24 protein-coding genes are annotated in these 24195 nt (G+C 59.0%); 7 read left to right on the forward strand and 17 right to left on the reverse strand.

What is annotated here, in order from left to right:
- Positions 1-18: 18 nt before the first annotated feature.
- On the reverse strand, positions 19-471 hold the full coding sequence (hemJ, locus tag BOA8489_RS15350; protein ID WP_093975184.1) for a protoporphyrinogen oxidase HemJ: 453 nt from the start codon (positions 469-471) through the stop codon (positions 19-21).
- A 407-nt stretch (positions 472-878) separates the two neighbouring features.
- Here hemJ and BOA8489_RS15355 point away from each other — a divergent pair, with 407 nt between their 5' ends.
- The 4 genes from BOA8489_RS15355 to dnaQ are packed head-to-tail and all read left to right on the forward strand — an operon-like array spanning position 879 to position 3586.
- A complete protein-coding gene (locus BOA8489_RS15355; RefSeq protein ID WP_093975185.1) occupies positions 879-1475 on the forward strand; it encodes a Maf family protein in 597 nt (198 codons plus the stop codon).
- Positions 1472-2305 (forward strand): shikimate dehydrogenase, encoded by an 834-nt coding sequence (locus tag BOA8489_RS15360; protein WP_093975186.1) that lies wholly within the window; start codon positions 1472-1474, stop codon positions 2303-2305. The genes BOA8489_RS15355 and BOA8489_RS15360 overlap by 4 nt, the downstream gene beginning before the upstream one ends.
- Positions 2302-2901: a dephospho-CoA kinase gene (coaE, locus tag BOA8489_RS15365; protein ID WP_093975187.1), complete on the forward strand. Its 600-nt coding sequence runs from the start codon at positions 2302-2304 to the stop codon at positions 2899-2901. The genes BOA8489_RS15360 and coaE overlap by 4 nt, the downstream gene beginning before the upstream one ends.
- Complete coding sequence (gene dnaQ / locus BOA8489_RS15370) at positions 2894-3586, forward strand: DNA polymerase III subunit epsilon (protein ID WP_093975188.1); 693 nt, start codon at positions 2894-2896, stop codon at positions 3584-3586. The genes coaE and dnaQ overlap by 8 nt, the downstream gene beginning before the upstream one ends.
- Here dnaQ and secB read toward each other — a convergent pair.
- Positions 3579-4085 (reverse strand): protein-export chaperone SecB, encoded by a 507-nt coding sequence (gene secB, locus BOA8489_RS15375; RefSeq protein ID WP_093975189.1) that lies wholly within the window; start codon positions 4083-4085, stop codon positions 3579-3581. The genes dnaQ and secB overlap by 8 nt on opposite strands.
- A gap of 61 nt (positions 4086-4146) precedes the next feature.
- The gene (locus BOA8489_RS15380) at positions 4147-4614 is read right to left on the reverse strand and encodes an FxsA family protein (RefSeq protein WP_093975190.1); all 468 of its coding nucleotides are present in this window, start codon (positions 4612-4614) and stop codon (positions 4147-4149) included.
- A 105-nt stretch (positions 4615-4719) separates the two neighbouring features.
- On the opposite strand from BOA8489_RS15380, the gene BOA8489_RS15385 reads away from it, so the two are divergent.
- From BOA8489_RS15385 to BOA8489_RS15395, 3 genes are read left to right on the forward strand one after another with little or no spacing between them, the layout of a single operon-like run.
- Positions 4720-5382, forward strand: coding sequence for a Tim44/TimA family putative adaptor protein (locus tag BOA8489_RS15385; RefSeq protein ID WP_093975191.1), 663 nt, complete (start codon positions 4720-4722; stop codon positions 5380-5382).
- Positions 5382-6392: a murein transglycosylase A gene (gene mltA, locus BOA8489_RS15390; RefSeq protein WP_093975192.1), complete on the forward strand. Its 1011-nt coding sequence runs from the start codon at positions 5382-5384 to the stop codon at positions 6390-6392. Before BOA8489_RS15385 ends, mltA begins: the two co-directional genes overlap by 1 nt.
- A gap of 3 nt (positions 6393-6395) precedes the next feature.
- Positions 6396-6992, forward strand: a complete 597-nt coding sequence (locus BOA8489_RS15395) for a Smr/MutS family protein (protein ID WP_093975193.1) — start codon at positions 6396-6398, stop codon at positions 6990-6992.
- Here the strand turns inward: BOA8489_RS15395 and BOA8489_RS15400 are convergent.
- The 14 genes from BOA8489_RS15400 to regB form a co-directional block, all read right to left on the reverse strand.
- Positions 6978-8198 carry an MFS transporter gene (locus BOA8489_RS15400; protein ID WP_093975194.1) on the reverse strand — a complete coding sequence of 407 codons (1221 nt, stop codon included), beginning with the start codon at positions 8196-8198 and terminating at the stop codon, positions 6978-6980. The genes BOA8489_RS15395 and BOA8489_RS15400 overlap by 15 nt on opposite strands.
- A 194-nt stretch (positions 8199-8392) precedes the next feature.
- The gene (locus tag BOA8489_RS15405) at positions 8393-9292 is read right to left on the reverse strand and encodes an EamA family transporter (protein WP_093975195.1); all 900 of its coding nucleotides are present in this window, start codon (positions 9290-9292) and stop codon (positions 8393-8395) included.
- Positions 9293-9393: 101 nt separating this feature from the next.
- Entirely contained in the window at positions 9394-10194 is an 801-nt protein-coding gene (locus BOA8489_RS15410) for an endonuclease/exonuclease/phosphatase family protein (protein ID WP_093975196.1), read from the reverse strand.
- Positions 10195-11508: an ATP-dependent protease ATPase subunit HslU gene (hslU, locus tag BOA8489_RS15415; RefSeq protein ID WP_093975197.1), complete on the reverse strand. Its 1314-nt coding sequence runs from the start codon at positions 11506-11508 to the stop codon at positions 10195-10197.
- Positions 11505-12062 carry an ATP-dependent protease subunit HslV gene (gene hslV / locus BOA8489_RS15420; protein WP_093975198.1) on the reverse strand — a complete coding sequence of 186 codons (558 nt, stop codon included), beginning with the start codon at positions 12060-12062 and terminating at the stop codon, positions 11505-11507. The genes hslU and hslV overlap by 4 nt, the downstream gene beginning before the upstream one ends.
- A gap of 175 nt (positions 12063-12237) precedes the next feature.
- Positions 12238-12558 carry a thioredoxin gene (trxA, locus tag BOA8489_RS15425; RefSeq protein WP_093975199.1) on the reverse strand — a complete coding sequence of 107 codons (321 nt, stop codon included), beginning with the start codon at positions 12556-12558 and terminating at the stop codon, positions 12238-12240.
- 56 nt (positions 12559-12614) lie between these two features.
- Positions 12615-15959 (reverse strand): double-strand break repair helicase AddA, encoded by a 3345-nt coding sequence (gene addA, locus BOA8489_RS15430; protein WP_093975200.1) that lies wholly within the window; start codon positions 15957-15959, stop codon positions 12615-12617.
- Positions 15956-18946 carry a double-strand break repair protein AddB gene (gene addB / locus BOA8489_RS15435; protein ID WP_093975201.1) on the reverse strand — a complete coding sequence of 997 codons (2991 nt, stop codon included), beginning with the start codon at positions 18944-18946 and terminating at the stop codon, positions 15956-15958. The genes addA and addB overlap by 4 nt, the downstream gene beginning before the upstream one ends.
- Positions 18939-19613 carry a nucleotidyltransferase family protein gene (locus tag BOA8489_RS15440; protein ID WP_281256206.1) on the reverse strand — a complete coding sequence of 225 codons (675 nt, stop codon included), beginning with the start codon at positions 19611-19613 and terminating at the stop codon, positions 18939-18941. The genes addB and BOA8489_RS15440 overlap by 8 nt, the downstream gene beginning before the upstream one ends.
- A complete protein-coding gene (locus BOA8489_RS15445; protein ID WP_093975202.1) occupies positions 19610-20581 on the reverse strand; it encodes an aminoglycoside phosphotransferase family protein in 972 nt (323 codons plus the stop codon). The genes BOA8489_RS15440 and BOA8489_RS15445 overlap by 4 nt, the downstream gene beginning before the upstream one ends.
- Entirely contained in the window at positions 20574-21038 is a 465-nt protein-coding gene (gene tsaE / locus BOA8489_RS15450; protein WP_245813897.1) for a tRNA (adenosine(37)-N6)-threonylcarbamoyltransferase complex ATPase subunit type 1 TsaE, read from the reverse strand. Before tsaE ends, BOA8489_RS15445 begins: the two co-directional genes overlap by 8 nt.
- A 53-nt stretch (positions 21039-21091) precedes the next feature.
- Entirely contained in the window at positions 21092-22129 is a 1038-nt protein-coding gene (locus BOA8489_RS15455; protein ID WP_176440331.1) for a PAS-domain containing protein, read from the reverse strand.
- The gene (locus BOA8489_RS20530; RefSeq protein ID WP_176440332.1) at positions 22026-22649 is read right to left on the reverse strand and encodes a hypothetical protein; all 624 of its coding nucleotides are present in this window, start codon (positions 22647-22649) and stop codon (positions 22026-22028) included. Before BOA8489_RS20530 ends, BOA8489_RS15455 begins: the two co-directional genes overlap by 104 nt.
- 80 nt (positions 22650-22729) lie before the next feature.
- Complete coding sequence (regB, locus tag BOA8489_RS15460) at positions 22730-24121, reverse strand: sensor histidine kinase RegB (RefSeq protein WP_093975205.1); 1392 nt, start codon at positions 24119-24121, stop codon at positions 22730-22732.
- Between the last annotated feature and the right edge of the window lie 74 nt (positions 24122-24195).

Below are 24195 nucleotides of genomic sequence, written 5' to 3' on the forward strand. Positions count from 1 at the left end.
AGATTGAGTCAACCATCCTTAAATGGGTTGGACGATGACCATGACGACGATGATAATCAGAAAAAGTGTCGGAACCTCGTTCATTATTCGGAAATAACGTCCCGGTTTCTGGTTCGTGCCCGCTTCGAAAGTTTTGCGTGTTCTTGCGCACCACATGTGGAACCATGTCATTCCCAGCACAGCGACAAGCTTCACCCAAGGCCAACCCTGCGACCAGTCGATACGATCGGGAGTGGCGACCATGAGCAGCCCGAATATCCAGGATGCTATCATCGCCGGGTTCATGATGGCCCTGAGAAGACGACGCTCCATGGTTTGAAAGAGAGTATGTGTTTCTCCGGACGTGCTGACGGCCTCTGCGTGGTAAACGAATAAACGCGGCAGGTAGAACAACCCGGCCATCCAAGCAACGACAGAAATCACGTGCAAGGCTTTCAGCCATTGGTAGCTGTTTTGCAAAATCTCAGACATGGCTTTCTCTTAGACCGGTCTTGTTCCAATTAATATAATATAAAGAAAGAAAAGGATGATGTGGTTTGTAGAGCCTGTGGATACCGTGGATACTTTATTTCTCCCCCGTATTATCCGGATCTGGATAAGTTGTTCAGAGCGATCCCTGACCGATAAGAATGGTGATTTTCACGTTTTAAATCATATGTTTACTACATTGATATCGACGAAGACCTGTTGATAACTCAGGGATGAAAATTCTCAACGCGGTTTACCCACAGGCATAGGATTCCGGATGTACACATAGGATGGAATCCAGCTTCCTGCCATGGGACTTGCCAAGCCGGTGGATGGGATGCGACGAAGGTGACTATTCACATTTATTTCCTTTGCTTCGCGCACAGGGTTACGCACAGGCCTGTCCACATATGACTCACCTTACGCTTGCTTCGACGTCACAAATTCGCGCGGAGCTTTTGCGCAATGCGGGGCTTGAGATCGAAACGGTGGCGGCTCGGGTTGATGAAGAAGCTATAAAAGCCGCCCTGCTTGCTGAAGACGCGAAGCCGCGGGATATTGCTGATGCCTTGGCCGAGGCGAAAGCCCGCAAGGTTGCGATGAAGGGAACGGCGGGGTTGGTCCTGGGCTGCGATCAAGTTCTTGAATTCGATGGTCGGGTGATTTCCAAGTGCGCGAATTCCGGCGATGCGCTGGAGCTGCTGAGGGAAATGCGCGACAAGCGACACAGTCTTTTGTCGGCGGCGGTGATTTATGAGGGAGACAAACCCGTCTGGCGACACGTTGGAGTGGCGCGCTTGATGATGAGGGACGCTTCGGACGCGTATCTGGAAGACTATATTGCGCGCAATTGGGAGAGTATTCGACATTCAGTTGGTGGTTACAAACTTGAGGAGGAAGGCGTGCGGCTGATGGCGCGCGTTGACGGGGATTACTTCACAGTTCTCGGCTTGCCGCTTGTTGAGCTCTTGTCCTATCTGACTTTGCGCGGCACGTTGCCAAAATGACAGATCAAAGGATTCCTCTGGCAGGCGTTATCGGGTCACCGATTGCGCACTCCAAATCGCCGAAGCTGCATGGCTATTGGCTTAACCGTTATGCAATTCGGGGCCATTACATCCCGATGGAAATTGACTCGGATGACCTTGAAGAGACGCTGCGGGCATTACCAAAAGCCGGGTTCGTCGGCTTGAACGTAACAATTCCGCATAAGGAGCGGGTGTTGGCGATCGCTGATCTGGTGACTGACCGAGCGGCTTTGATCGGCGCAGCGAACACCTTGATATTTCGCAAGGATGGGAAAATTCACGCCGACAATACCGATGGCTATGGGTTTGTTGAGAATTTGAAGCAAGGGGCTGAAAGCTGGGAGCCGTCGGCCGGACCCGCAGCGGTCATTGGGGCCGGTGGAGCAGCACGGGCCGTGATTGCGGCGTTGCTTGATAGCGGCGTCCCTGCCGTGCGTCTTGCGAACCGAACCAAGACGCGGGCAGAAGCATTGCGGCAGGAATTCGGGACCAAGATCGAGGTGTATGACTGGGTTCAGGCAGGCAACATGCTGGAAGGTGCCGCGACCGTGGTGAACACGTCCTCACTTGGTATGGTCGGAAAACCCGAGATGCGTATTCCTCTGGATGGATTGTCGCGGGACGCAGTTGTGACCGATTTGGTGTACACGCCCCTTGAAACGCGTCTTTTGAGTGAAGCGAAGCGGCTAGGATGCAGAACCGTTGACGGGCTGGGGATGTTGCTTCACCAAGCCGCGCCGGGCTTCGAACGGTGGTTCGGAGTTCGACCTGAAGTCGATGAGGCAGCGCGGCAAGCGGTGTTGTCGTGACACGCCCGTTTGTAATTGGGCTGACGGGTTCGATCGGGATGGGAAAGTCAACAACGGCAGAAATGTTCCGTGAGGCGGGCGTCCCGGTTTGGAGTGCCGATGATGCCGTGCATCGATTGTATGGTGCGGGCGGCGCAGCGGTTGAAGAAATCGCGAGCCTTGTGCCTGATGCGGTGCAGGGAGGCGAAGTCAGTCGTGCCGCATTGTCAGAGAAAATCGCTGCAGAGCCGCAGCTCCTGAAGCAGATCGAAGCGGTTGTTCATCCATTGGTCGCCAAAGATCGAGCGGCGTTTCTAAATTCGGCGGATGCAGATGTCGTTTTGTTAGATGTGCCGCTCTTGTTTGAAACGGGCTTGGAGTCGTCCGTTGACATGACGGTTGTCGTATCTGTTTCTGAGGACGTTCAGAAACAGCGTGTTCTGGAACGAGAAGGCATGAGCGAAAAGAAGTTTGAGTTGATCCGGTCCAAACAAATGGCGGATTCGGAAAAACGTGAGCGTGCTGATTATGTCGTCGATACGTCATCGCTTGAGAGTGCTCGTACCTGCGTCCATGATGTTCTTACTAAGATAAAAGACAGGCTGGCCCATGCGTGAAATCGTTCTTGATACCGAAACAACCGGGTTCGATCCTCAGACGGGTGATCGCATCGTGGAAATTGGAGCGGTTGAACTGATACGGCATATGCCGACGGGAAAAACCTACCATCAGTATATCAATCCCGAGCGATCAATGCCGGATGACGCGTTTCAGGTCCACGGGCTTGGCGACGACTTTCTGCGGGATAAGCCGGTATTCAAATCGATTGCGCAGGATTTCCTAGATTTCATTGGTGACGCCAAGCTGGTCATTCACAACGCGGCGTTTGATATCAAATTTCTGAATGCTGAACTGGGGTGGCTTGGTCTGCCTGCAATTCCCTGGGATCAGGCTATCGATACGCTTGCAATTGCACGCAAGAAATTCCCGGGATCGCCGGCGTCTCTGGATGCGCTATGCCGTCGGTACGGGATCGATAATACGGCGCGGACGTTGCACGGCGCGCTTTTGGACAGCGAAATTCTGGCGGAAGTCTATTTGGAGATGATCGGGGGGCGCCAGCCGGACTTCGGGTTGTCCGCGGCAGAGGCGCAGGTCGATCAAGGGGTTTCCGTCAAGACCGAACGCATTGGGCAGAGGCCACGACCCCTGCCCCAACGATTAACAGATTCTGAGAAAGCCGCCCACGACGCGCTGATTGGCGGCATGGGCGAGACTGCGGTCTGGACGCGATTTAGCTGACTTTCGGTGCGTTGGCTTCGGCCGCAGCCTGCGCTTTTTGTTTCTGAAGAATGGTCTGGCGATACAGCGCGATGAAGTCGATGTTGTCGAGATTCAGTGGCGGGAAGCCACCGTCACGCGTCATGTCAGATACGATGCGACGCACGAATGGGAACGTCATGCGCGGGCATTCGATCAACAGGAACGGATGAAGCTGATCGTCAGGGATGTTGTCGATTTTGAAGATGCCTGCATATTCAATTTCGAGCACGAACAGGGTTTCATCGCCGTTCTTGTTTTTCGAGGTGATGTTGTACTTCGAAATAACTTCGTACTGACCTTCGCCGCGCTTGCGCGCATCAAGCGAAACCTGAACCTGAATGTCGGGCTGAACTTCGCCCTCGACGGGTTTCTGCGACAGGATGTTCTCGAATGACAGGTCGCGGATGAACTGTCCTAGGATTTTCATTTGGGGTGGCGTCGGGGCTGCTGGTGCGGCGCCGTTATCGGTCTCGGCCATGGAATACTCCGTTTGACGGTTTTTCAAATCGGACCCCCTCTATCAGAGGGTCAGCGGACCCTCAATGGCGCGTCCAGCCTGAAGGTCCTTTTGGGCGAGGGGCGTCGAGATCTTCATAATCCGCATCAATGATGCTGTCATCCTGCGGCGGGCGTTGTGCAGTCCCGTATTCGAAGCTTTGCACATTGATGCGTGAGCGAATGGCGCGGTAGACTTTACCGCGAATGCCGGGGACCAAAAGCGCGAAGCCGACGGCATCGGTAAAGAAGCCGGGTGTCAAAAGGAGTGCGCCGGAAAACAGAATCATCGCACCGTGGGCCAGAGGTTCGGTCGGGTCGTTGAGGTTTTCGAACGATCCGCGGACCTGATTCATGACGGCGAGACCCTGACTGCGGACCAGCATCGTACCCAAAACGGCTGTGATGATCACAATCGCGAGCGTCGGAAGCAGGCCGATAAATCCACCGATCTGAATAAACAGAGCGATTTCGATGAGCGGCACGAGCAAAAATAGCAAAAACAGGCGCATTTGATCCTCTTCGTCGCAGGCCCGCCGGTGGACGCGGCCCCTTTGTGACCCTACATATGTGACCTGACGCGTTAAAACCCAAGTCTTCGCATTTCGAGAGAGAAAATGAGCTCATCTTTGATCCAACTACTCGTCCTTGCCGGAATTGCCGTATTCCTGATTTTACGGCTTCGCAGCGTGCTTGGCACACGCGAGGGCTTTGAGAAGCCTCCCGTCGCAGGGCCATCTCCGTCGCGACGCTCGGGTCGACCCGAATTCGATGTGATCGAAGGCGGCCCGGATCGCGACATCACCGATCATGTTGAGGATGGATCCAGCAGCGCAAAAGCGCTGGCGGCAATGAAGATGGCCGAGCCTGGCTTTGGAGTCAGCAGCTTCCTTGAAGGTGCGCGCGGTGCCTATGAAATGATCCTGATGGCCTTTGAGCGCGGGGATTTGTCAGAGGTGCGCGGTTTCCTCGGTGACGAGGTTGCCGAGACCTTTCAGGACGTGATCGATCGTCGAAAGGAAGAAGGCTTGAGCATCGATGCGAGCTTTGTTGGCCTGCGTGAGATCACTTTGAAATCTGCAGAGTTCAATCGAAACACGTCCGAAGGCGAGGTCACGGTCAAGTTCCTGGCTGAGTTGACGTCTGTTGTGAAAAACAGCGAAGGCGAGATCATCGAAGGCAATCCGAATGAGATCAAACGCCAGCGCGATGTCTGGACTTTCTCGCGGAAAATGGGCGCGTCTGATCCGAACTGGTATCTGGTCGCGACTGGCGAGTGATGCGGGCGCTTGGCGCAGCGCTGGCGTTGGTTTTGTCGGCAAGTGCAGCGAAGGCGGGCGCAACTGTTCTGGACTGGTCCGATCTGGATGGGTGGGCGCGTGATGATCATGATCTCGCGCGCTCGGTGTTTCTGGAGACCTGTGGCGATATCGGAGCCGAGTGGAGTGCTGTGTGTGAGCAAGCCCGTGCAAAAGGGCCCGCAAGGCAATTCTTCGAAAACGCGTTTCAGCCGGTTCTGATCGGCGGAGAGACCGAGCCGCTGTTTACGGGCTACTATGAGCCCGAGTTGCGGGGATCGCGCCGCCAGCGCGGGGAATTTCAGTATCCAATTCATCGCAAGCCTGACGATATCCCGCGGGGCGAGATGTGGTTGTCGCGGGAGGAGATCGAGAGATCCGGCGTTTTGGCGGGGCGCGATCTTGAGATCGCTTGGCTATCCGACCCTGTCGAGAAGTTCTTTCTTCAAATTCAGGGATCTGGCCGTATTCGGCTTGATGATGGGAAGATGGTTCGGGTCGGGTTTGGGGGTCGGAACGGCCATCCCTATCGATCCGTTGGGCGTGAGATGATCCGGCTTGGGATCTTCCAGGAACACGAGGCATCCGCTCAGAGAATAAAGGGGTGGGTTCGCGAGAATCCAGGCAGCGGCCTGAAGATGCTCTGGCACAACGCGTCGTACATTTTCTTTCGTGAAATTGACGGGTTGGCGGAAGATAAAGGTCCGATTGGCGCCATGAGTCGGCCGATCACCGCTGGCCGGTCGGTTGCGGTTGATCCCGAATACGTGCCGATGGGCGCCCCGGTCTGGCTTGAGAAAGACGGCGCGATGCCGCTTCGGCGGCTTATGATCGCGCAGGATACCGGATCCGCGATAAAGGGAGCGCAGCGGGCGGATATTTTCTATGGGTCCGGGGATGAGGCCGGCGAGATCGCGGGTCAGGTGCGGGACTCGGGGCGCATGATCGTATTGCTCCCGAAGAAGCGTGCCCGCGCGCTGTCGGAGAACTGAGCAATGAAGCGGCGGTCGCCTCGTGGGCTGAATCCGGACGAGAAAGACCTTTGGGAACGCGTGGCCAAGACGACGAGTCCGCTTGACGGCCGGGACATCAGGCCTGCTTTTGTTCCGCCCAAGCAGAAGAAGCCAACCCAGAAACCTGCGGAAACAAAAGCGATTGCGCCCTTTGAGATTGGTTCAGGCGCTGGCGTGACGGTGCCGGGACATAGTCTGGCTCCGTCCGTGCGCGCGGCTGTTGGCGCGGCACCTTTGCGGATGGATCAAAAGGCGTTCGGGCGAATGAAGCGCGGGAAGCTCAAGCCTGAAGGCCGGATTGACTTGCACGGGATGCGGCTGGATGAGGCGCATGGCGCGCTGAATGCTTTTATTCATGCGTCCCATGCGCGCGGTCGCCGTTTGGTGCTGGTGATTACCGGGAAAGGGCGGATCTCAAGCGATCATGGGCCGATCCCAGTTCGTGCAGGATTGTTGCGGCATCAAGTGCCTGATTGGCTGACTCGCCCGCCCTTGAGTGCCTTGGTTTTGCAGGTCAGTCAGGCACACCAGAGGCATGGCGGTGGCGGTGCTTATTACGTCTATTTACGCCGAACCTAGTGCCCTCGTTGCGCGCGTCAGGGCGATCCAGACCAGCAGGCCTGCCCCAAAGAAGTAGACTGCGATGCCAAGCATTTGCTCTGGAAATGTGTAGCCAAAGTCTATGAGAGCGCCGGTTATGCCGGGGCCGATCGCCGAGCCGAAGACCATGACGCTGGTGGACACGGCCTTGATGGCTCCGATGTGTTTCGTGCCAAAGAACTCGGCCCAGAACGTCGTGATAACCGTGGCTTGAAGCCCCGTTCCAACACCGAAGAAAAGGAACGAAATCGCAGCGGCGAACAGGGTGTCTGCAGCAGCCAGCAAGACGAAGCCGATCATCCAAGGAACCATATAGAACCGGATGATCCTACCCGACCCGACCTTGTCAATGAGTTGCCCGGATGTCAGCGTGACCGCAATGCCCACAACTGTCAGCAGCGGGATAAGCGAAAGGTAGTCAAGAAGCGCCCAGCCTTTGACGTCTGCTATGTGAACTTGTTGGAAAAACAATGCTGTGCCCCATGACGGCGGGCCGAGAAGCATTGGTACCATAAGCCAGAATATGGGCGACCTTAGAACGTCCGGGCGGGTCCAGTGGCGGCCGTTCATGCCGGTTGATGTGGATTGCTCGGCAAGCGATTGCGGTGTGCGCTCGGCGGCGAGAAGGCGCAGGATGACCGGGAACGTCGCCAGCATAACGACAGCCGAGATGATCCATATCCAGCGCCACTCCAGAACCGAAAAGAGTGCGGCGACGATGACGGGAACGAAGGCTTGTCCTAGTGCAAAGCCCATTGCCGAAATCGACAGGGCGAGACCGCGGCGTCCTGTGAACCAGCGCGCCATTGAGACGGTGGCGAACTGGCTCATCATTCCCTGCCCGAGGAAGCGCAGCAGAAAGATGATGAGTATCAGGCCGATGATCGTCGTGTTGGCTGCCATCGCCAGACAAACAAGGGCCAAACCGGGGATAACGCCCCATGCGAGGGTTCGGACGCGATAGTTGTCGGTGAGTGCGCCAGCCCAGAACATGACGATGGCAGAGGCCGTGGTGGACAGCGTGTAGATACCTCCCCATTGTCCGTCGGTGAGGTTGTAGGCGGCCATGATCTGAGCGGCGAACAGGGCGATGAAATAGGTTTGGCCGTAGGAAGACGAGAACGTCAGAAGGACTCCGGCGGACAATTGGGCGCGGTTTTCGCGGAGGAAGTTCGCGAGGGACATGGAGTGGTTTTGTGCCTCTTTTGGCCGAATGGAAAGCGCGGATTTCGCAACGTTCGATGTGTTGCGGGGCCGCTTCTGCGCGCGGTGGTCGATTCGGCGTTATTAATCAGGGAAAACAGGCGAAATCGCACGTCGGTATCGCGTCGGTATGACGTCGGTATCACGTCGGTGCGACCGTACGCTGCCCGCTATGGTTAACGGGGCGAGCGCCCGTTTTGTGAAGAAAACCCTAACGGATAGAGGCGTGGGCCAAAGACGTTGATCGCGAGGCCGCTGAGAACCAGGGTTGCGGCGACGAACTTCCAGGGCTCGAGGTTTTCACCGAGGACAAGCGCCGAGGAGAGCATGCCGAAAATCGGTACCAGTAGCGCGAAGGGCGTGACGGTGGCGGTCGGATAGCGGCTGAGGAGTGTGCTCCAGACTGTGAAGCCGATCCATGTGCTGAAGTAGACGATGTAGGCGAGGGCCGCGAAAGTGATCCATTTCATGCCGGTGAGCGCGGCGAGGGCCTGTGCCGGGCCTTCGAGGACGAGCGACAAGACGAGCAGTGGCGGGAGCGTGGCGAAGCTGCCCCAGACAATCAGGGCCAGCATGTTCACCGAACCGATTTGCTTGGAAAGCAGGTTAGCGGTGCCCCAGGACAACGCGGCGAGCAAAACGAAAGCGAGGCCTGCGGCGGTGATATCGCCGCCGCGCTGGGTGGCGACGAAGGCGATGCCGGTGAAAGCAAGGGCTGCCCCGATGATTTGGAAGATGTTGGGGCGTTCGTGCAGGAAGATCACCGCCAGCATGATGGTAATGAAGACATGCACTTGAAGGATGAGCGAGGCGAGTCCGGCCGAGAGCCCTGCCCTCATGGCGATAAAGAGAAAGCCGAAATGGCCGGCAAACATGAAGGCTCCGTAGAGGATGACGTTGCGGACGGATGTTTTGGGCGGGCGGATGAAGAAGATGGCGGGAACGGCAGCGAAGAAGAACCGCAAGACGGTCGCGAAGATGGGCGGGACGTCGCGGAGAAGGATGTCGATCGCGACGAAGTTCGTGCCCCAGATTGCGGCGACGAGGAGGGCGGCGAGAGTGTGGAAAGGGGTCATTTCGGGTGCGCCGCCGAGTGGTTGATCGGGCAGAACATTGGGGGTTGGCGGGGGTTTGTAAAACGAATGTTTGTGGGGCGCAGGATCACGGGGCGTGATCTTTAAGTTTCCAGGACCAGTGGGCAGTGGTCGGAAACCTCGGGAGAATAGATGACGTCGAAGCTGCGGACTTTGGTGACGGAATTGACCATCATGTAGTCAGCAAAGCGCGATTGCTTCTTGTAGAGCGAGCTGCGCGTGCCGGGGAAGTCACGGGTGGTGACGAGGTCGGTGAGGCCTGCGTCTGCGAGGATGTCGAAAGTTTCGCTGCCGGGTTCGACATTGAAGTCTCCGCAAACGATGAGCGGATCATTCGGTTCGGCGACGCTGGTGGCGAGGTCTTTCAGGCGGCTCGCTTGCGCAGCACGGTCGGGCGTGTCCATTTTGCCGGCGAGATCTCGCAGCCCGTGCATGTGGGCGATTGCTACAGGCGTGTCGTTTGCGAAGTCATAGACTCGGAACGCGTGCGCCGAGCGGGATCGGGGATGGTCGCCGTAGCCGTCTGGTGAGAATTCCTTGTGAACGAAGGCTTGGCGCTGGGCGATGATCGGGATGGACTTGTGAACGAAGGTTGCGAGACCCCATTGGGATGGGATGCTTTGATCGTCGTCCCAGAGAACACCCCGGGCAGCCGGGCAGAAGGTTGCAACGTGACTCGGGAGTGCTTGCGCAACATCGCGAAAGAAGTTGGCGCGTTGCGGCAGCACGTGATCGCCGTCGCGGTAGGTCAGCCAATCTTTGTCGGTTGCGGGCGAGTGGACGACTTCTTGCAAGCAGAGGACGTCTGGGGTTGTGTCATGCAGAAAAGGGATGAGGCGGTCGTGAAGTTTGCCGCCCCATCCGTTGAGACACATGATCTGCATTTAGAGTACGTAGCGCGACATGTCCGCGTTTGCGGTGAGTTCGCCGAGGTTTTGATCGACGAAGGCCTTGTCGACGGTGACCTTTTCACCAGCCTTGTCGGGAGCGTTGAAGCTGAGTTCTTCGAAGACGCGTTCCAGCACGGTGTAGAGGCGGCGCGCGCCGATGTTTTCGATGGACTGGTTCACGTCGGCGGCGATCTTGGCGAGCGCTGCGATGCCGTCCTCGGTGAAGGTGACGGTGACGTCTTCGGTGCCCATGAGAGCGGTGTATTGCAGTGTCAACGCGTTGTCGGTTTCGGTGAGGATGCGCACGAAGTCTTCCTCGGTGAGCGCGCGCAGGTTCACGCGGATCGGCAGGCGGCCCTGAAGCTCGGGGAGGAGATCCGAGGGTTTCGCGATGTGAAACGCGCCGGATGCGATGAAGAGGATGTGGTCAGTTTTAACAGGGCCGTATTTGGTGCTGACGGTGGTGCCTTCGATGAGCGGCAGCAGATCGCGCTGGACGCCTTCGCGGGAGACGTCGGCGCCGCGCGCGTCGGAACGCGCCGTGACTTTGTCGATCTCGTCAAGGAAGACGATGCCGCTTTCCTGAACGGCCTCAAGCGCCTTTTTCGTGACTGTTTCGTCATCGAGAAGCTTGTCGGCTTCTTCGCCGATCAGGATTTCATAGCTTTGCGAAACGGTCATGCGCTTTTTGACGGTGCGCCCGCCGAAGCCTTTGCCAAAGAGTGCGCCGAGGTCCATGCCCATGCCACCGCCCTGCCCCGGCTGCATGCCGGGCAGTTCCATGCCCTGGAATGGGTTGGATGTGTCCTGGAGTTCAAGTTCGATGACGGTATCGTCCAGTTCGCCACGCTTGAGTTTGTCGCGGAACATCTGGAGGGTCTGTTCGCGGGCGTTTTCGCCTGCGATGGCGGCGATAACGCGGTCTTCGGCAGCTTTGTGTGCGTTTGCCTTGACCTCGTCGCGCATCAGTTCGCGGGTCATGGTGATGGCGGATTCAACAAGGTCGCGGATGATCTGTTCGACGTCGCGCCCGACGTAGCCGACTTCGGTGAATTTCGTGGCTTCGACCTTGAGGAAGGGCGCTTTGGCCAGCTTCGCGAGGCGGCGCGAAATCTCGGTTTTGCCAACGCCGGTAGGGCCGATCATCAGGATGTTTTTCGGATAGACCTCATCGCGCAGGTCGTCTGCGAGTTGCTTGCGGCGCCAGCGGTTGCGCAGAGCGACTGCAACGGCGCGCTTGGCGTCCCTTTGGCCGATGATAAAGCGGTCGAGTTCGGAGACGATCTCGCGGGGGGTCAGGTCGGTCATTTGGGCAGGCTTTCCACGGTGAGGTTGCCGTTGGTGTAAACACAGATGTCAGAGGCGATGGCCATGGCTTTGCGGGCGATGGTTTCAGCGTCGAAGTCGCTGTCCATGAGGGCGCGACCAGCAGCGAGGGCGTAGTTGCCACCCGAGCCGATGGCGGTGACGTCGTGTTCGGGTTCGAGCACGTCCCCTGCCCCGGTCACGACGTAAAGGTCGGTGCCGTCGGTGACGATCAGCATGGCCTCGAGTTTCTGGAGGTATTTGTCGGTGCGCCAGTCCTTGGCGAGCTCAACAGCGGCGCGCTGAAGCTGGCCGGGGGTGGCTTCGAGTTTGGCCTCCAGGCGCTCAAGGAGCGTGAAGGCGTCGGCGGTGGAGCCTGCGAATCCGGCTATGATGTCGTAGCCACCGGGGCTCAGTCTGCGGACCTTCTTGGCGGTGCCCTTGATCACGGTTTGGCCCAAGCTGACCTGACCGTCGCCTGCGATGACGACTTGGCCGCCTTTACGGACGCCGATGATCGTGGTGCCGTGCCAGCCGGGGAATTGGTCGTCGGCCATAGTGGACTCCTGCCGTTTGGTGTTCGGGGGTATATGATTGTCTGTCGCCCAGACTGCAAGGTTTTGGGGGCGCTGCCCCCAAACCCCCGGGATATTTACGGGCCAATAATGAGCATTGGGCAGGAAAAAGGCCGCCAAAGTGGGGCGGCCTTGCTCAATGGGCGTGATGTCCGGTTCAGATCGACTCGTCGATCCAGCTTTTCAGCGCGGCCTTTGGCGCGGCGCCGGTCTTGTTTGAGACGACTTCTCCGTTCTTAAACAGGAAAAGCGCCGGGATGCCGCGCACGCCAAGTTGGGCTGGCGAATTCGGGTTTTCGTCGACGTTCACTTTGGCGATCTTGACGTTACCGCCGTATTCCTCGGACAGCTCTTCAAGAGCGGGGCCGATCATTTTGCAAGGGCCGCACCATTCGGCCCAGAAATCTACGACAACCGGGACGTCCGACTGGCGGACCTCGGCGTCGAACGTGTCGTCTGTGACGGCGGTAGTAGCCATGTCTTTCTCCTTGGCAGCGGGTCAGTTCGTGAACCTAGGAAGCCTTGTGGCTGAGGTCAAGATGTAGTGGCTCTGGCGAGCGCTGGCCTCACGATGCCGTGTGGAAGGTGCGTGAGCGACGGAGTTGCGGTCCAGAGGATTGCGAGGTCGATACGGTGGGACGGAAAGATCTGTTCGAGGGCTTCGAGATAGGCGGCCATTTGGCGCAAAAGGCCGTCCGGCGTTGTTTCTGCGGTGTCGGGGACGATCTGGTTGGTTTTGAAGTCCACCGCCAGAACGTGGTCTTCGGCGATGATAAGGCGGTCGACGGTGCCCGCGAGTGTTCCGTCGAGAGTGGGAAGAGAGGCGGAAAGGTCAACTTCGGCGAGGCTGTCTGGGGCGAATACTTCGGGAAAACTGAGGATTGACTGGCGCGCCTCGTTCAGGAGGTCGCCGCGATCTGCGGCATTTGGCAAGAGGCGGAGCGCGGCGGCTTCCCAGGTTTCCTCGGGAAGCGCAGGGAGTGCTTCGAGCAGTAGGTGGATGTCGGTTCCGCGCTGCATTGCGGCTTGGCTGAGGGCATCGTCGACAGTGCCGCCGACGATCTTGGCACCACCCAGTTTGCTGGGGTTGAGGGGTTTTGGCTTGGGGGTGCGCGGCTTCACCGGTTCGTAGAAAAGTGCGGGCGTCTGGGCAAAAAAAGTCTCTAAATAAAGCTTTTCGGATGGTATATGCGCGGGCCAGGCTCCGAATTCGAGACGCAGGATTTCGGCTTCGTCGTCAATGACGCGCTTGGCTCCCGCAGCCAGGAGGCCTTCAGCGACCGCTTTATGCCAGCGGTTGTCCCCTTCCCCGGACGCCTTTTCGACACCGCCTACGATCAGCCAGTTCTTGGCGCGGGTCATGGCGACATAGAGAAGCCTCTGGCGTTCTTCGGCGTCGGAGGCTTTCTGGGCGTCCTTTGCGTCGGCAAGGCCATCGGGCGCAACGTCCTGAGCGACGTTCCAAACCGGCATGTCCGAGCTGTCAATCACGAAGGCGTCGCGGCTGGCGCGATCGTCGCGCATCGTATCGGGCAGGATAACGATCGGCGCTTCGAGGCCTTTGGCACCATGTACAGTCATGACCCGGATGAGGTCGCCGGATGTTTCTGATTGTCGTTTGATATCAACGTCGCTTGCGCTTGCGCGGGTCACGAAGCCGGTCAGGCTTGGAACGTCCTGCTGTTCATAGAGGATCGCCTGATTGAGAAGCTCGTTGATGCCGTCCTCGGCTTCGGGGCCAAGGCGGGCCATGAGGGCTTTTCGCCCCCCGTGGCGCGTCAAGATGAGTTCGAGTAGTTCAAACGGGCGCTGAAAGTCAGCGTCCTTCCGAAGTCGGTCAAGGCGTGCGTGGGTTTCGGGGTGGTCTGCTTTGTTTTCGCGCAGGGCCTGCCACAAATAGCCTTTTCGGGGCTGCGCAAGCGAGAACAGGTCTTGTTCGCCCCATCCGAATAGGGGTGATCGAAGGGCGGTTGCCAGCGAGAGGTCGTCTTCGGGAAGCGCGAGGAACGACAAGAGTGCCAGTAGATCTCGGACCGCGAGTTCGGCGCTGATCTTGAGACGATCCGCGCCGGCAATGGGCAAGTTGGCTGATTTGCATGCGGCGATAATGTTGTCGAACAATTGCCCGCGCCCCTGGACAAGGATCAGCACATCGCCAGCGGTTGCGGGGCGTATCTTGCCGTTTTCTTCCTGTATAGAGACTGTTTGTGTGATTGCCGTGATCTTTCTGGCGATGCGCTCGGCCAGTTTGACGGTAGGTGAATCGGCGGACAGACGGTCAACGGGATTGTGCCAGTCATGATGCTCGGGCGTATTGGGGCGCGGCTGAAGATCCCACAGATCGACCCGGCCGGGCAGAGTTTCGTTGAACGCCCTGTGCTCGATTGCGCCTCCGAGACCGTCGGCGCCGTCCTGAAATGTATGGTCCACCGCGCTGAGTATGGCGGGCGATGAGCGGAAGGAATAGACGAGCTCTTCGCGCACGAGTTTGCCTGCGTCTTTGAGCTTGGTGGCGAATTCGGCGGCGGTGGTGTCGAACCGGCGGGCGTCTGCGCCCTGAAAGCTATAGATTGACTGTTTCTTGTCCCCAACCGCAAAGATTGTGCGCGATCTGTCGGGGCGCGCGCCTTCGCCAGCGGTGATTTCAGCGGAAAGGGCCTTGATGACCTGCCACTGTGTGGGGCTTGTGTCCTGCGCTTCATCGACAAGGATATGGTCAATGCCGCCGTCGAGTCGGTAGAGAACCCAGGCAAGGCCTTCGTCGGTCAACAGATCGCGCGCCTTGGTGATCAGGTCATCGAAATCGAGTACGCCGCGGGCGGTTTTCGCGGCGGTATAGGCGGGGATCAGGTCGGCGGCGAAGGCGTGGAGGGCGTGGGTCTTGTTGGCGGCTTCGAAGGCAACACGCGCGGGGCGGTTTTCTTCCAGCGTCTCCATGATGGACTGGAGTTGCGACGCGTGGGGCGCGAAGGGGCCGTTTCGGAAGCCCTTGGTGGGAAGCGAGCTGGTTTTGGCGGTGAACGGTGCTTTTGTTCCCGGGCCAAAGAGGAACTTGGATTCGAGGGCGGAAATCAGGCGATAGCTTGGCGTTTGTGGCAGGTCGGCGAGCCATTCACCAAGCTTCGTGTCCGTGGGTTTTGCGGATTGGGCAAGGATGGGCGGCAGCGACTTCAGGAATTGCAGGTCGGCCAAAGTCAGGGTCGCGTTCAGGATGCTTGCGTGGGTTGCCTGTGGATCGGCGTTCATGTGCTCGAAAATGTCTTGTCTTGAAGGCGGTGGAGCGTGTGCAGGAAGGAAGTTCTCGGCTGACCCGGCGATTGAGACGGCCAATTCAACGAGGGATTCGCCAGTAAAATAGCTTATTAGAGCCTTTAACGAGGGCGCGTCACTTTTGGCGAGACCATCGAGAACGTCAGAGAAGATCTCGGCACGGGCGATATCGTCAAGCTCGCGAAATTGGGTTGAGACGCCAGCTTCTACCGGGAACTGGCGCAAGAGGGCCGCGCAGAAGGAGTGGATTGTCTGGATTTTCAGGCCGCCGGGGGTTTCGATGGCGCGGGCGAAAAGCGTACGCGCCTGATCGAGGCTTGGCGGTGAGTCTTCGCCAAGGTCGGAAAGTCCCGCGCGCAGGGCGTTGTCGTCGAGCATTGACCATTCGCCGAGGCGCTTGAAGAGACGGTTCTGCATCTCGGTTGCGGCGGCCTTTGTGTAGGTCAGGCAGAGAATGCTTTGGGGGTTGGTGCCGTGGAGCAGCAACCGCGCCACGCGGTCGGTGAGAACGCGAGTTTTGCCGGAACCGGCGTTGGCCGAGAGCCATGTCGAGGCGTTTGGATCGGCGGCCCTGTTTTGCGCGATGGAGGCGTCAGTGAGCTTGGTCATTTGAGGGTCACCTTCACCGGATCCTGTGTTTCGTCCCATTCGCCGAAACGGGCAAGGTGGTCAAAGTCGCCGCTGAAGCGGACGCGCTCCATGGCGCGGCGGGACATGTAGCCTTGGGATTCCTGCTGGAAGTGCTCGAGGAGTTGTCGCAACTCAGCTTCTACTGTGGCTGTGCGGTAGTCGATCTGTTCCGTTTTGGACGCCTGATAGAAGTCGAGAGCCACCCCGGTTTGCTTCAGGGCGCGGTTCATGCCGATGTGATCGACGCGCGCGACTTTCGCTGCGGGAATTCCGTCAAACGCGCCGTGTTCGGCCATGACGGCCTCCACCAGGAGCTGGCGCTTGTAATAGCGCATTTCCTTTTCGGAAGGGGGCGTGCCGGTTTTGTAGTCGTAGATGACAAGCTGGCCGTCAGGTTGTCTGTCGATGCGGTCTGCTTTGCCTCGGAGGCGGAAGACCGAGCCGGGGAGCGTAACATTTCCAATGATTTCCTGCCCAAGCGGCGTGGCCAGGGACTGGCGATGGTTTTCGTCCGCGATGAATTGTTCCGCAATGGCTGACAGATGTCCCAGCCATTGCGCGCGGACAGATGGCCAGGGGACAGTTTTCGCGAGTTCGTCGGACGCAATATCGAGAAAACGTTTGGTATCCGAGGCTGCGTCGGACAGCGGTTGCGACAGGAAGACCTCGGCGATTTCGTGGAAAACGGTTCCGCGCAGGGCTGCAGTCGGTTCGGGGCGCAGCGGTTGAAGGGCCTTAAGGCCGAGGGTGTAACGGGCGTAGATGGCGTATGGGTCGCGGATGAGTTTTTCGATATCGGTGACGGTGTAGGACCGCGTTCGTGTGTTGAGAGGCGGCGCAGGCGCTGGGCGTTTGGCGGGCGCTGGCTTGGTATCAGGCGCGTCCAGTTCGGCCGCGATTTTCAGGTAGCGTGAGCCGCGTGCGCGCATCTGTGAAATGGGCGCATCGAACTTTTCGCCAGCCAGACCTGTCAGGAGGTTCGTGAGACGGTTTACCCAGCGGGCGGGTACCGTTTCTGCATCGGCATCCCTGCGGGCACGCGACAGGATAACGCGCGGAGCGGCGATGGCTTGTTGGTAATCGTGGGCAGAGAGCCCGATTTCGCGTTCGGGCGACAAAAGCCCGACGGTCCGGCGCATCTTGCGGGACAACCACGGGTCCGGGTCTGGTCTGGCGGGCCAGACGCCTTCGTTCAGGCCGCCGAGTATGGCCAGATCGACGCCCATTACGCGGGCTTCGAGCGTTCCCCAGATAAGAACGTCGGGGTGGGATGTGTCCGTCGCGCGGGTATTTCCCGCCGCGAATGTCGTCTCGAATAAGGCGCGGTAGTCGTGAAGGCTAAGCGCTGTTTCGGCGATGACGGGGTCCTGGAGTGCCTGGATAGCCTCAAGCGTGTCGCGACCCGCCTCTTTTTCCCAAAGCTCGCCTGTTCCGGTGCCGTCGGGACCCTGAGCGATGCTTTCCGCAATGGCGATATGAGCGCTGATCGCATCACCAAGTGCTTCCGGGATTGGCGTGGAAAGCTGGGTGAGAACGGACTTGAGCCATGCGGCCCAGTCAGTGAATTCGGGCTTTCTTTTGGGATGTGTGAAAGCGTCAAGGACTTCGTCTGTGATCGTGACGGACGCCCTGCGGCGCAGGAAAAGCTCTAGCTCGCGGGTGGCGCGCAGATGGACGCCCCGATCTGTTCCGTCGGTTCGGGTGATCGGGTGTTTCAAAAGGGCAATGACGTCTTCAGATGTCGATTCCGCCACCATAAGAGACAAAACGTGGCGCAGAAAACGGCCGGGAGGCGTCAGCGAAAGGGGGCGTCCGGCGCTGTCATCGGGAATAATATCCCAACGCAAGAGCGCGGCAGCAACGCGGCGGCCGAGGGTCCTGTCCGGAGTAATCAGAGCCGCTGTTTCCCCATTTTCAAGGGCTTCGCGTAGAGCCACAGCGATGGCAAGAGCCTCTTCGCGTGGCTGCGGGGCTTCGATGAGGGAGAGGTTGGCGGTGGCTGCTGCGAGATCTTTGAAGTCCGGACCTTCGGTGCGCCACTGGCTTGTGACGGGCGCAGGGCGCAGGGACAGCGACACCAACTTGTTGCGAAGCGGGTCAGGGGCTTGGCCAGACCAGTTGGGGATGTCGGTTTTTGGATTGAGATTCAGTGCTTTGGCCAGAACGGCAAAGCGGTACTGGGGATGGTCCTCAAGGACGAAGCTGGCGGTGTCGTCGGCGCTATCGGTCAGAGTTTCCCATACGCCATCTGGCAGATCGGGGTCGAAGCCTGGGAGAACGACAGCCCCCTGGGGCAAACGGGCAACGGCCGTCATCAGGTCGAACGTGGTGCCGCGCGATCCTGTCGAACCTACGACGAGAACCGGAGTTTGGGGTGGCGATTTGGTCCAGTTATCGACCAAAGTCCGGGTCGCGGCCCGAAGACGGGCATCGGGATCGGCCTGCGCGGTGCCGCTGAGGTCAACATAGGTTTTGACGATCTTCAGGAAATCGAGGCTTCGGCGCCAGTAATGAGATTCGTCCTGCACTTCGAGGGCAAGGAGCTTGTCCGGGTCGACGGATTCACCGTGCAGCTCATCAAGAAGCCCGGCGAGACTGTCGGCGAGGTCGAAAAGGGCGCTTTTGGGGGCGGGTGCACCGGGTGCATTCAGAAGCGGCTGGATCAGGCGGGCGAGTTCCAGTTTGCGGTGGAGCTTAGGCGTCACGGCGGGCAGGGGGGCGCCGAGGATCAGGCGGTCAATGGCCGTGACGGGGTTGATCCGGGGCAGGAGGCGGGGCGCGCCGTCGGAAAAAAGCTCGACAAGGCGGCGGCGCATCCGTTCGGTATTCACGATGATTTGGAGGTGCGCGAGCGCCTCGGGGGGCTGATCGGCGTAGGCTGCGAGGCAACGCTTGACGATTTCGGCTGGAAAATCCGCGCCGGGCGGCACTCCTAGGACGCGGGGTTTGTCCGATGGGTCAAACATCAGGAGCCTCATTTGCCCTTATTAGGGACTGTTTTGTGCCGATATCCGCCCAATGACCGGGATAGATGGTGCCATGGAGATCGCCCGAGGTGGCGAGATGGTCCCAGTAGGCATTGAGAGAGAACACGCGATCCTTGATGGCGTCGAGCCTTCCGGTTCGGACGAGCTGTGCGCCGGTGTAGATCATATTGCCGCCGCGCTTGAGTTGGGTGCCGGAGAGAGTGAAATCACCAGGCGGAGATCGATTTTCCGCACGTCCGATAGGGACAAGAAGCAAAAGCGCCTGCATATCGTCCTGCCAGTGATTGAGCAGGTGGGTCAGTGGGTTTGGACCGGTCCAGTCACAGTCAGGGTTGAGCGTGAGTGTGGGGCTGGTGAGACGGTTTCGCGCCGCTTTCAGGCCGCCGCCGGTGTCGAGGATATTGGGGGTTTCGTGCAAGACCTCGACTCCGTGGCTTTTGAGATGAGGCGCAATGTTTGCGTGGAGGTGATGAGTATTGGCCAAAATAGTCTCTAAACCGGCGCTTTTGGCGATCTTCAGGCTGTGGTCGATCATTGGCTGACCGCGAAGCGACAACATCGGTTTTGGTGTTTCCTTCGTGAGATCGCCCATGCGCGTGCCAAAGCCTGCCGCAAAGATCATCAGGGAGACATTGGCGGGGATCATGTGGTGAGGCCTTCGAGGCGTTCAGGAGAGGGCGCGGGCAATCCCGCCGCGAGGTCATCCGCAAGGTGGGCTAGGGTCGCGTGCCGGCAGCAGTCGTTCAGATAGCGATAGACGCGGGGGAGGGCAGGCACGTGGTGGGCCTTGCCCTCTCGGCGGGCGGCGCGGGCGAATATTCCAAGGATGCGGAGGTTGCGTTGGACGCCGAGGGCCGCGAAGGCGGCCCCGAGGTCTGCAGGGTCATCGCCAGTTCTGCGCGCGTAGGCGCTGATGAGGTCGTGCTGGAGTTGGGGCGCTACGTCGGTGCGGGCGTCGGTCAGGAGCGACATCAGATCGTAGGCCGGTGAGATGAGGAAAGCGTCCTGATAGTCGAGCAGCCCGGGTTGACGGAGGGGGTGTCTGTCGGCCAGCCACATGATGTTGTCTGCGTGGAAGTCCCGCAGACTGACGGTGCGGGGGCCTTGTAAGAGCTGTGCCAAAACAGGCTCTAAACCAGCTCGAAAAGCGTCTAAGTGAGCCGGTTTCGCATTCGGGTACCACTCGTCTGCGAGCGTCGTCGCGTCGCAAAGATCTTGAACGGTTGGTTCGGGAAGTTTTGGTGCGGGGGCGTTGCGGATTGCAATGAGCGTGTCCAAAATCACTTCGTAGTACCGTCTTTGGCTGGCCGGGTCTTTCGAGATGAGCGTTGTGAGCTTATCGGTTCCGAAGTCTTCAAGAAGAGCGAAGCCGCTCTCAGTGTCGACTGCGAGGATATCCGGGGCAGAGAGAGACTGATCTTGGAGCCAGCGGGTCATCTTGAGGAAGGCGGGTAACGAAGTATCTGTAGCCGGATCGCAGGTCATCAGAATTGCGGTGGCGTTCGACTGGGAGAGCCGGGTGTATTGCCGCGTGGAAAGATCGCCCGCGACGGGTGACGGCGTGGCGTTTGCCCATCCCGCATTGGCCAGAAATGATACGCGCGCGCTATCCATTTTCGGCACCGAGCAAGGAAAGGCGCGGGTCGTCCCAAGTTGCCGTCAGGGTGCGGGCGTCGCCGTCCATGGCAAGGGTGATCTGAAGTGCGCCGTCTGGCGTGAGATTTGCTAGGCGGTCAGGCCATTCGATCAGCGTGATTGCGGTTTCAAAGGCTTCATCTAGGCCAAGTTCGATGATCTCGTTTGGGTCGGTAAGACGGTAGAGATCGGCGTGCCAAATCTCGCTGGTTTTGTCTTCATAGGTTTGGACAAGCGTGTAGGTGGGCGATGGAACATCTTCCCAAAGCCCTGAATCCGATAGTCTTTTCTGGATCAAGGCGCGTGCGAAGTGGGTCTTGCCCGTGCCAAGCGTTCCGGTCAGCAAGATGCAATCGCCTGGGCGCAAGTGCGGCGCCAGACGCACCGCCACGGCGGCGGTGTCGTCGGGACCCGGAAGCTTGAGATGCAGGGGCATTTGCGCTGGCATAACCCCACTTTGGCGACGCGGGCGCGGAGCCGCAAGCGTGATTAGCCCACTTGGCGCAGTCGTTCGTCCTGAAGGGCTTCGTCCGCACGCGCGACCTGGAAAATGATCTGCGTGCCGCCCCCGACTATGGGAATGAAGCGGCAATCGACAACCCTCCCATCGGTGAGGATAATCGGAGCGGCCCATTCGGCACGGTCTTCGGCTTGAAGCGCGAATTCGCGGAGATCTCCCCAGACCGGCGTTGGCAACGAGCGTTCGTGCCAGAGGTGGCTTTCATCAAGAATTGAGGTTTCGGTGAGGAGCGAATCGGAATCGACGCCCCAGAGGTTGCGGTAGGCGCTGTTGGTCTGAAGCAGGACGCCGTTGGGAGAAAAGAGCGCGGTGGCGTCTTCCATATTGTCGAGCAGGGCCTGACTGAGTTCGATTTCCTGTCGAAATTGTCGTGTGAGCGACATCTCGGCGGAGATGTCTTCGAACAGAAAGGCAATTGCGCCGTCAGGATGCGGTCGGCCTGTGACGCGATAGGTCAGGCCACCGGCCAACGACCATGTTTCGCAGTAGTTCCCGTCTTCTGCGGCGGATTCGAGGTCAGCAATGGATTTGCGCCATGCGCGGTAGTCGCGCGGTTCCGGGATGGCGCGGGTTTCGCGGAGTTTGTCGAGGACTTCGACAAGGCTTGGCCGTGAGGCGAGGAAGTCGACAGGCAGGCGCGTCAATTCGGTAAGCGCCGGATTGAAAAGTGCCAGGTTGCGGGATTTATCGAAGACCGCGAGGCCCGTTGCGAGCTGTGCGAAAGTTTTCGCCAGCGTTTGCATCAGGTCTTTTAGCTGGGTTTCGGCGTGCACCGTGGAATTGGCGTCATAGGCGGTAAAAAGTGTGTCTTTGGTGACAGGTATGCTGGTGATGTCAAACCAGGTGGAGGGTGCGCCGGATCTTTCGGGCAGGGCGAGCCGCGACTGACCGCCAGGCGCCAGATCAGGGAAAAGTCGGGGAAGAGGCCACTGGGTTGCGCGTTTGTCGCCGAAGACGGCTCGAACCGCTTCCAGATAGGCACGATTCACCCAAAATCGGCGTCCCATCGCGTGTCTCCCGCCAGACCAGATATGGTGCAAGGTCGGCGGTTTCGCGCAGGGTCTCAAGCTCGGCATCCATGGCGGAGAGGCGATGAATGTCCTCGGCCTGAAGCCTGGCGGCGTCGAGGCTTTGAACTTTGAGCCGAAGTGCGTCGGAGGTATGCTCGGCGATGATTTGGAACATGCCATCGCGTGAGACGAGCCGCTGGTCTTGTTTGTTCTCGCTGTTGTCAAACAGAGAGGCCACGTTGTCGAAGGCGCTGTGGAGGCCTCGTGAAAGTGCCTCCAGTTCAAGCCCCGTTGCGCCGAAGTGGGAGAGGAAGCGTTTCCCGGGAAAATTGGCGTCAACGACTGTATTATCGCGGATCAGGAAGATGAGCGTATCACCGTAGAGATCAGTTGCATTTGCTTCGGGCGGATTTTGGTGGCTTGCATTGCGCCGGGCAATGATCGAGATGGCGGCGAAGGCTGAAAGAAAAGCGCTCGATCCATAGAGAAGCGGCGAAATTAGGTTGAGACTGAGCAAAAGCTATCCCCCTATAACACAGCCTCAATGATCATCCGAAGAGAGTTAATGGCAGGTTAACGATTGGGGTTTTCGAGCGATTATGCGGTTTCGATGCGGATATTTTCGCCAAGTGCGGGGCGATCACTTTCGGTGGTTGCGCCAATCCGGTCCAGCGGCCAACGGGCCTGAACGATGGCGCCCGAGCGGATTTCGTTCTGTGGAGCTTCGCTTTCCGCATTGGCGCCGTTGGCAAAGCTGAGCTCCGCCCCGGAGCGTTCCAGAAGGGTTTTGGCGATGAAAAGCCCGAGGCCCATGCCTTCGTATCCGGGGCGACGAATGGATGAGCTCTTGCGGCGTTTGCGCACGAAGGGATCGCCGATGCGGCCGATCACCTGTGGCGAGAATCCCGGTCCGTCGTCCGAGATCGTCAGAACGACGCTCTTGTCGTCCCAGAAAACGTCGATCCAGACATTTGCGTTGGCGAAATCGACGGCGTTTTGAACAAGGTTGCGCAAACCGTGGATGATCTCTGGTCTGCGGTCGATTGTGGGCTGTCGCGGACCTTCCGCAGTTTGCGGAGCAATATCGTAGTGCACTTCCTTGCCGCGATTCTCGTGGGGTTCGGCGGCTTCGCGGACCACCGCAGAGAGCGGTGCTCGGCGCATGTGAAGGTCATCTTTTCCAGCCTGACCCATCGAGCGCAGGATATCGCGGCAGCGGTCGGCCTGGTCACGGATCAGGATCGCGTCTTCTTTGAGGTGCGGATCGTCCAGTTCGTCGATGAGTTCGGCGCTGGCGAGTTTTATCGTGGCAAGGGGCGTACCGAGTTCGTGGGCGGCGGCGGCAACAACGCCGCCGAGGTCGGTCAGCTTTTGTTCGCGCGCCAGTGCCATTTGGGTCGCGGTCAGGGCGTCGGACATGGCATGCACTTCGGCAGTGACGCGGCTTGCGAAGATTCCGAGAAACATGACGCCGATCACCAGGGCGGTCCAGAAGCCAATCACGAAGTCCTGCGGCATCCGCATGATGAAGCCTTGCTCGGTTCGCAGCGGCAGGTGCCATATCGCGACGATGCTGATGGAGGCGATGGTCGCTGCGCCGAGGAGTGCTGTGGTGCTGGGCTTGAGCGCGGTTGCGGAGATTGTCACCGGCGCCATGATCAGCAGGGCGAAGGGATTATTCAAACCGCCCGTGAGAGACAAGAGGAAGGCAAGTTGCGCAATGTCGAACAGCAGCATCCAAGCGACCTCGCCTTCGTTGAGGCGTTTGTTTTCTGGAAAGACGAAAATTGCCACGAGATTGGCGACGATGGACGCGCCGATGGCCAGAAAGCACAGTCCCAGGTTCAGGTTGAGGTCGAAGAGCCGCTGCGCGACTGTGATGGCGGCTAGCTGGCCGCCGATGGCCACCCAACGCAAGACGATCAGGGTTCTGAGCCGAACCCAGTTCGAGCGATTGATTTTCGGGTCGAAACCCTGTTGTTCGACCATCACGACCTCGTGTGTGCGGCAAGCTACCTTCTTGTAGGCAGCTTTGGCATGTCGGATCAATGCGGCCGAACGGC

Origin of the sequence: Boseongicola aestuarii (assembly GCF_900184815.1) — a bacterium.
Classification (GTDB): domain Bacteria; phylum Pseudomonadota; class Alphaproteobacteria; order Rhodobacterales; family Rhodobacteraceae; genus Boseongicola; species Boseongicola aestuarii.

Excerpts from the sequence above, each read along its gene's own strand:
- hemJ (WP_093975184.1), bottom strand. The coding sequence starts at position 471 with ATGTCTGAGATTTTGCAAAACAGCTACCAATGGCTGAAAGCCTTGCAC.
- BOA8489_RS15355 (WP_093975185.1), top strand. The coding sequence starts at position 879 with ATGACTCACCTTACGCTTGCTTCGACGTCACAAATTCGCGCGGAGCTT.
- BOA8489_RS15360 (WP_093975186.1), top strand. The coding sequence starts at position 1,472 with ATGACAGATCAAAGGATTCCTCTGGCAGGCGTTATCGGGTCACCGATT.
- dnaQ (WP_093975188.1), top strand. The coding sequence starts at position 2,894 with ATGCGTGAAATCGTTCTTGATACCGAAACAACCGGGTTCGATCCTCAG.
- secB (WP_093975189.1), bottom strand. The coding sequence starts at position 4,085 with ATGGCCGAGACCGATAACGGCGCCGCACCAGCAGCCCCGACGCCACCC.
- BOA8489_RS15380 (WP_093975190.1), bottom strand. The coding sequence starts at position 4,614 with ATGCGCCTGTTTTTGCTATTTTTGCTCGTGCCGCTCATCGAAATCGCT.
- BOA8489_RS15385 (WP_093975191.1), top strand. The coding sequence starts at position 4,720 with ATGAGCTCATCTTTGATCCAACTACTCGTCCTTGCCGGAATTGCCGTA.
- mltA (WP_093975192.1), top strand. The coding sequence starts at position 5,382 with ATGCGGGCGCTTGGCGCAGCGCTGGCGTTGGTTTTGTCGGCAAGTGCA.
- BOA8489_RS15395 (WP_093975193.1), top strand. The coding sequence starts at position 6,396 with ATGAAGCGGCGGTCGCCTCGTGGGCTGAATCCGGACGAGAAAGACCTT.
- BOA8489_RS15400 (WP_093975194.1), bottom strand. The coding sequence starts at position 8,198 with ATGTCCCTCGCGAACTTCCTCCGCGAAAACCGCGCCCAATTGTCCGCC.
- BOA8489_RS15405 (WP_093975195.1), bottom strand. The coding sequence starts at position 9,292 with ATGACCCCTTTCCACACTCTCGCCGCCCTCCTCGTCGCCGCAATCTGG.
- BOA8489_RS15410 (WP_093975196.1), bottom strand. The coding sequence starts at position 10,194 with ATGCAGATCATGTGTCTCAACGGATGGGGCGGCAAACTTCACGACCGC.
- hslU (WP_093975197.1), bottom strand. The coding sequence starts at position 11,508 with ATGACCGACCTGACCCCCCGCGAGATCGTCTCCGAACTCGACCGCTTT.
- hslV (WP_093975198.1), bottom strand. The coding sequence starts at position 12,062 with ATGGCCGACGACCAATTCCCCGGCTGGCACGGCACCACGATCATCGGC.
- trxA (WP_093975199.1), bottom strand. The coding sequence starts at position 12,558 with ATGGCTACTACCGCCGTCACAGACGACACGTTCGACGCCGAGGTCCGC.
- addA (WP_093975200.1), bottom strand. The coding sequence starts at position 15,959 with ATGACCAAGCTCACTGACGCCTCCATCGCGCAAAACAGGGCCGCCGAT.
- addB (WP_093975201.1), bottom strand. The coding sequence starts at position 18,946 with ATGTTTGACCCATCGGACAAACCCCGCGTCCTAGGAGTGCCGCCCGGC.
- BOA8489_RS15440 (WP_281256206.1), bottom strand. The coding sequence starts at position 19,613 with ATGATCCCCGCCAATGTCTCCCTGATGATCTTTGCGGCAGGCTTTGGC.
- BOA8489_RS15445 (WP_093975202.1), bottom strand. The coding sequence starts at position 20,581 with ATGGATAGCGCGCGCGTATCATTTCTGGCCAATGCGGGATGGGCAAAC.
- tsaE (WP_245813897.1), bottom strand. The coding sequence starts at position 21,038 with ATGCCCCTGCATCTCAAGCTTCCGGGTCCCGACGACACCGCCGCCGTG.
- BOA8489_RS15455 (WP_176440331.1), bottom strand. The coding sequence starts at position 22,129 with ATGGGACGCCGATTTTGGGTGAATCGTGCCTATCTGGAAGCGGTTCGA.
- regB (WP_093975205.1), bottom strand. The coding sequence starts at position 24,121 with ATGGTCGAACAACAGGGTTTCGACCCGAAAATCAATCGCTCGAACTGG.